This window comes from Micromonospora sp. NPDC047670 (assembly GCF_043204915.1).
Classification (GTDB): domain Bacteria; phylum Actinomycetota; class Actinomycetes; order Mycobacteriales; family Micromonosporaceae; genus Micromonospora.
On record NZ_JBIDDA010000010.1, the window covers coordinates 20695 to 27154 of the forward strand.

Consider the following 6460-nt stretch of genomic DNA (forward strand, 5'->3'; position numbering starts at 1 on the left):
GGGGGACCGTTTCTCCCGCCGCGCGCACGGCTCCACCGGCCGGTGGGTGCTCGGGGCAGTGACCGGTGGAACTGATTGGTTCGTGTACAGATCCTGTCAGCCCGCGCCGCGCCGGTCGCCGTGGTTAATCCGGATCTAAGGAAGACTTGCGCCGGCCCACAGCCCGGCCGACCAGACCGAACCGGCTGACCTGCCGGGGCGTCGCCTCGGGGTCGGCGAGCAGCATCACCACGCTCGCCCCGCCCAGCCGGGCCCGGTCGATGCTGACCGAGCCGTTGGCCTGCAACGCCACCCGCTTGGCGATGTCCAGCCCCAGACCGGTCGAGCCCTGGTCGCTGGCGCCCCGGCGCAGCGCCCGGTCCGGGTTGGCGATCCCCGGGCCGGCGTCGTCGATCCGGATGGCCACGTAACCGTCGCGGCGGGAGACCGCCACCTCGAACGCGGTGCCCTGCGGGGTGTAGCGGAAGACGTTGCCGATCACCGCGTCGAGCGCGGCGGCCAGCTCGGCCCGGGGTACCGGCGCCGGGATGCGCAGCTGGGCGCCGGTCACCCGGTGCGGGCGGTTCTGGTCGCCGGCCAGCGCCGCCCAGAACACCATCCGATCCCGGACCACCTCGCTGACGTCGCACATCGCCGGCCCGGCCTCGTGCGCGACCGCCTTGCGGGTGGTCTTGATCAGCACGTCGATCTCGCCCTCCAGGGTGACGATCGCCTGCCGGATCCGCCGGATGCCGCGCCGCCGGTCCAGCTCCGCCTCGCTGAACGAGCCCACGCTGGTGTCGTCGGACTCCAGCGCCTCGGCGTCCAGCCGCAGCACGGTCAGCGGGGTGCGCAGCCGGTGCGACAGGTCGGCGACCAGTTCCCGCTCGTCGGTGCGGGCCGCCACCAGCCGGTCGGCCATCCGGTTGAAGGCGTACCCGGCCTCGGCCAGCTCCCGCGGGCCGCTGGGCTCGACGCGTACGGCCAGGTCGCCGTCGCCGATGGCGAGCGCCGCCCTGACCAGCCCCCGGACCGAGTCGACCGCGCGGGCCGCGACCCGGTCGACCACCAGCACCGCCGCGCCCACCAGGGCGGCGGCCACCCCGAGCAGCAGCAGCCACCGGCCGCCGCCCCCGCCCAGCGCCGACTCGGGCACGAACACCTCGACCACGGCGGTCCGGTCCCCGAGCACCACCGGGTCGAGCCGGAGCGCCCCGCCGTCGACGTCGACGACCACCGAGCGCCGCTCGGCCCGCGCCCGCTCCAGGTCCGCCGCGCCCGCGCGGCCCGCGGACTCGTCCGCCCCCAGCCCGTGTACGACGGGCCGGGTGCGCGGGTCGTCGCCGCTGGCGGCCACGGCCCGCCGCACCACGGCGGGGTCGGTGCTGACCGCGAGCGCGCCGGTGACCAGCGCGCTGCGGCGGGCGGCGTCCGCGAGCGCCTCCTCGCGGGCCCGGTCCCCGAGGCCGGTGGCGAGCGGGACGAGGAAGGCGAGCGCGACCAGGGCGCTCATGCCGGCCGTGAGGAGGGCCAGCGACACCCTCAGTCGGGCGCCACCAGCCGGAAGCCGACCCCCCGCACGGTGCGCAGGTAGCGCGGCTTCGCCGCGGACTCGCCCATTTTGCGGCGCAGCCAGTACAGATGAACGTCGATGGTCTGGTCCTCGCCGACCGATGGCTGCCGCCATACCTCCTCCAGAAGCTCCCGGCGGGACACTACCCGGCCCGGACGTGCGGCGAGATACGCCAACAGGTCGAATTCCTTGCGGGTCAGCGCCAGCGGCTCACCGTCGAGGTGGGCGCTGCGCTCGCCGACGTCCACCCGCAGCCCGCCGACGCTGTGCACGGCCGGCTGCACCGTCCGGCTGGCCCGCCCGGCGCGGCGCAGCACCGTGGTGATCCGGGCGTCGAGGTGGGCGCCGGTGAACGGCTTGACCATGTAGTCGTCGGCGCCGGCGCGCAGCAGCCGGACCACGGACTGCTCGTCGTCGCGGGCGGTGGCGATGATGATCGGCACGTCGGTGATGCCGCGCAGCATCCGCAGCGCGTCCGAGCCGTCGAGGTCGGGCAGGCCGAGATCGAGCACCACCAGGTCGGGGGTCTCGGCCGCCACCCGGCGCAGCGCGTCCAGGGCGGTGCCGACGGCGTGCACAGCGTGCCCCCGGTCGGTGAGGGATCGCAGCATCGCGCCGCGTACGACGTGATCGTCTTCGACCAGGAGCACGGTGGCCACGCCAAGACGGTACTCGGCGTGGCAAGTTGATCGCGTTGCGGCGCACCTGCAAACCCGGCAAGCTGGTCCAACGATGTCCTTCATGCTCTTTCCCGACACCCGGCTCGCGCTCGCCCGGGACTCCCTCGCCGGCCTGTCGGTCGGCGACGCGCTCGGCTCGCAGTTCTTCGTGCCCGGCCGGCACCCGGCCGACCTGGCCGCCGGGAAGCTGCCCCCGCCGCCGTGGGAGTGGACCGACGACACCGAGATGGCCTGCTCGGTGGTCGCCGCTCTCGCCGCGGAGGGCGGCATCGACCGGGACGCCCTCGCGGTGGCCTTCGCCGAGCGCTGCGAGCCCTACCGGGGGTACGGGCCGGGCGCCGTGACGATCCTGCGGCTGATCCGCACGGGCACGCCGTGGCCGGTGGCGGCCGCCTCCGCCTTCGACGGGCAGGGCTCGTGCGGCAACGGCGCGGCGATGCGGGTCGGTCCGCTGGGCGCCTGGTTCGCCGACTCGACCGCCCGGGCGGTGGCGCAGGCCCGGGCGTCGGCCGAGGTCACCCACGCGCACCCGGAGGGCGTCGCCGGTGCGGTGGCGGTGGCGGTGGCCGCGTCGCTGGCCGCCCGGGCCCGGCTGGACGGCCACCGGCCCGCCCCGGACCGGCTGCTCGCCGGGGTGGCCGCCGCGTTGGACCCGGCCACCGAGGTGTACCGGGGCGTACGCCGCGCCGCCGGCCTGCTCGGCCGGTCGCTGCGCGAGGCCGTCGACGTGCTCGGCAACGGCTCCCGCGTCACCGCCCAGGACACCGTCGCCTTCACCTGCTGGGTGGCCGCCGTGCACCTGGACGACTACCCGGCGGCGATCCGCGCCTGCATCGAGGCGGGCGGCGACGTGGACACCACCGCCGCGATCGTCGGCGCGGTGGTGTCCGCCCACACCGGGGTCGGCACTCCCGGCGGCGTGCCGACCGAATGGCTGGCCGCCCGCGAGCCCCTGCCGGACTGGTCCGCCTGACCTCCGCCGTCCTCGCGGTCCTCCCCGAGCGCCGGAAGGGCGACCGGCTCGACCGGGTCCTCGCCGAGCGCGGCGGCGGCCCGCCCGGGGCCGGTCGGGGCCGGGTCCCCGCGGAGCACGCAGAGGTCGACCGGTTCGGCCGGGTCGCGGCGACGCCAGCGGCTGACCAGCCAGCCGACCGCCGCGCCCGCGCCGAGGCCGGCGAGCAGGCCGGCGGCCAGCATGCCGTCCCCGTTGCCGCCGGTCGCGGTGGCGGCCGGGCCGGGAGCGGCGTCGCCCCCGCCGGCCGCCCGCGGCTGCGTCGCCGCGCCGCCCGGCGCCGCGCCGTGCCCGCCGTGCCCGGCCGCCGCGCCGGGGGCCGCCGGCAGCAGGGTGAGCACCGGCGCGCCGCGCACGACGGTGCCGTCGGCGTACGTCCGCACCACCTCGAACGTGAGCCGGTCGGCCTGCGGCAGCGGCCCCATGGATAGGGCGAGGCGGGCCGGGCCGGCGGCGGCCCCGGGCATCCGGGTCCAGGTCACCGCGCTGGTGACCAGGTCGACGCGGGACGAGTGGATGCCGGCGACCGGCTGGTCGAGGGTGCGGGTGGTGATCCGGGGCGCCCAGCCCGGCACCGACATCGGGTAGACCTCGGCGACCGGGGCGTCGGCCGGCAGCCGGACCTCGATCCGGTCGGCGGGCGCGCCCGGCCGCTCCTCGGGCACCACGAACTCCAGCTTCACCGACTCGCCCTGCCGGGCGGCGGTCGGGCTGGTCGTCACGTCGGCCGCGTCCGCCGGGGCGGGCCAGGCCAGCACCCCCGCCGCGACCAGGACGGCCACCGCCCCGGCCCGGCGCCGACGCTCGAGGTCGTGGTTCGTCGCCATGCTCGGCCCCCGTCCGTCTGCACGCGGCCGGCTCCGGCCACATGCGGTAGTTCGGATGCGGCGACGAAAAGGTTCAATCCCGCCGGGGTGGGGACGCGGGCCGGTCGGTGCGTGTCCCGGGGCGGCGCGCGTGCCACGGGCCGCGGGGGCGGTGGCGTCGCCGACCGTGCCGGCGGGAGCGACCGATAGCATCGCAGGAGCCGAACGTTCGGCGTCATCCGTACCGTCTGCTGGAGGAGTGACCGTGTCCGCACCCCGTACCCCCGCCGTGGCCGACCCCGTCGTCGTCGCCGCCGGGACCACGGCGGCCGACGCGGTGGCCGCGGCCGGGCTGCCCGCGGCCGGCCCGAAGGCGGTCGTCGTGGTCCGCGACCCGCAGGGCCAGCTGCGCGACCTGGACTGGGCGCCCGAGGTCGACACCGAGGTCGAGCCGGTCAGCCTCGACTCCCCGGACGGGCTCGACGTGCTGCGGCACTCCTGCGCGCACGTGCTGGCCCAGGCCGTGCAGGACATCTTCCCCGAGGCCAAGCTCGGCATCGGCCCGCCCATCGAGAACGGCTTCTACTACGACTTCGCCGTCGACAAGCCGTTCCAGCCGGACGACCTCGGCAAGCTCGAGAAGCGGATGCAGGAGATCATCAAGTCCGGCCAGCGGTTCCGCCGCCGGCGCTTCGGCAGCCTGGACGAGGCGAAGGCCGAGCTGGCCGCCGAGCCGTTCAAGCTGGAGCTGATCGACGTCAAGGGCGAAGGGCTGGACTCCTCCGAGGTGATGGAGGTGGGCGGCGGCGAGCTGACCATCTACGACAACCTCGCCGCGACCGAGGACAAGGTCTGCTGGTCGGACCTGTGCCGGGGCCCGCACCTGCCGAACACCCGGCTGATCGGCGCGTTCAAGCTGATGCGCTCGGCCGCCGCGTACTGGCGCGGGTCGGAGAAGAACCCGCAGCTCCAGCGGGTGTACGGCACCGCCTGGCCGACCCGTGACGAGCTGAAGGCGTACCTGAAGCTGTTGGAGGAGGCCGCCCGGCGCGACCACCGCAAGCTCGGCGCGGACCTCGACCTGTTCAGCTTCCCCGACGAGATCGGCTCCGGCCTGCCGGTCTTCCACCCCAAGGGTGGCGTGATCAAGCGGGAGATGGAGGACTACGTCCGGGCCCGCCACATCGAGGAGGGCTTCCAGTACGTCGGGACCCCGCACATCTCGAAGGAAGGTCTCTTCCACACCTCGGGGCACCTGCCGTACTACGCCGACGGGATGTTCCCGCCCATCGAGTTCGAGGGCGCGGACTACTACCTCAAGGCGATGAACTGCCCGATGCACAACCTGATCTACCGGTCGCGCGGGCGGTCCTACCGTGAGCTGCCGATGCGGCTGTTCGAGTTCGGTTCGGTGTACCGGTACGAGAAGTCCGGTGTCATCCACGGGCTGACCCGGGTGCGCGGCTTCACCCAGGACGACTCGCACTCCTACTGCACGAGGGAGCAGGCGCCGGCCGAGGTGAAGCACCTGCTGAACTTCGTGCTCGGTCTGCTGAAGGACTTCGGCATCGACGACTTCTACCTGGAACTGTCGACCCGCGACGAGTCCAAGCCGGAGAAGTTCGTCGGCACCGAGGAGGACTGGGCGACGGCGACCGCGGTGCTGGAACAGTGCGCCCGGGAGACGGGGCTGGACCTCGTGCCCGACCCGGGTGGCGCGGCCTTCTACGGCCCGAAGATCTCGGTGCAGGCGAAGGACGCGATCGGCCGCACCTGGCAGATGTCGACCATCCAGTACGACTTCAACCAGCCCAAGGGCTTCGGGCTGGAGTACCAGGCGGCCGACGGCACCCGGCAGCAGCCGGTCATGATCCACTGCGCCAAGTTCGGCTCGATCGAGCGCTTCGTCGGCGTGCTCACCGAGCACTACGCGGGCGCGTTCCCGGCCTGGCTGGCCCCGGTGCAGGTGGTCGGCATCCCGATCCGCGAGGACCACACCGCCCATCTGCACGAGTTCGTGGCCGCGCTGCGCGCGAAGGGTGTCCGCGCGCAGGTGGACACCGGCGACGACCGGATGCAGAAGAAGATCCGTACGGCGCAGCAGCAGAAGATCCCCTTCATGGTGATCGCCGGCGACGACGACGTGGCCGCCGGCACGGTCTCGTTCCGTTACCGGGACGGCTCGCAGCGCAACGGGGTGCCGATCGCCGACGCGGTGGCCCACGTGCTGGAGGTGGTCGGCTCGCGCACCAACGTCGGCCCCTCCGCCCCGGCGTGAGCCGGGCCCCCCCCCCCCCCCCCGCGGGGGGGGGCCCGGGGGGCCGGGGGGGGGCGGCCCCCCCGGGGGGGGGGGCCCCGCCCCGGGGGGGGGGGGGGGCCCGGGGGGGGGGGGGGGTGGGGCCCGGGGGCC

The 6460-nt window shown here is 75.3% G+C and carries 4 protein-coding genes and 1 pseudogene; 2 read left to right on the plus strand and 3 right to left on the minus strand.

Translation table 11 applies throughout. The features are described from left to right. Window positions 1–124: 124 nt before the first annotated feature. Window positions 125–1492, minus strand: a complete 1368-nt coding sequence (locus ACGF7U_RS22765) for an ATP-binding protein (RefSeq protein WP_393109691.1) — start codon at window positions 1490–1492, stop codon at window positions 125–127. A 29-nt stretch (window positions 1493–1521) separates the two neighbouring features. Continuing rightward, window positions 1522–2211 (minus strand): response regulator transcription factor, encoded by a 690-nt coding sequence (locus ACGF7U_RS22770; RefSeq protein WP_393109693.1) that lies wholly within the window; start codon window positions 2209–2211, stop codon window positions 1522–1524. Between the two features lie 73 nt (window positions 2212–2284). On the opposite strand from ACGF7U_RS22770, the gene ACGF7U_RS22775 reads away from it, so the two are divergent. Continuing rightward, window positions 2285–3205, plus strand: coding sequence for an ADP-ribosylglycohydrolase family protein (locus tag ACGF7U_RS22775; RefSeq protein ID WP_393109695.1), 921 nt, complete (start codon window positions 2285–2287; stop codon window positions 3203–3205). 401 nt (window positions 3206–3606) lie between these two features. On the opposite strand, the pseudogene ACGF7U_RS22780 reads toward ACGF7U_RS22775, so the two are convergent. Then, window positions 3607–4263 (minus strand): annotated as a pseudogene (locus ACGF7U_RS22780) (DUF1775 domain-containing protein); the annotation flags it as partial. 52 nt (window positions 4264–4315) lie between these two features. Between ACGF7U_RS22780 and thrS the strand changes: the two are divergent. After that, window positions 4316–6328 carry a threonine--tRNA ligase gene (thrS, locus tag ACGF7U_RS22785; RefSeq protein ID WP_393109697.1) on the plus strand — a complete coding sequence of 671 codons (2013 nt, stop codon included), beginning with the start codon at window positions 4316–4318 and terminating at the stop codon, window positions 6326–6328. Window positions 6329–6460: the final 132 nt, after the last annotated feature.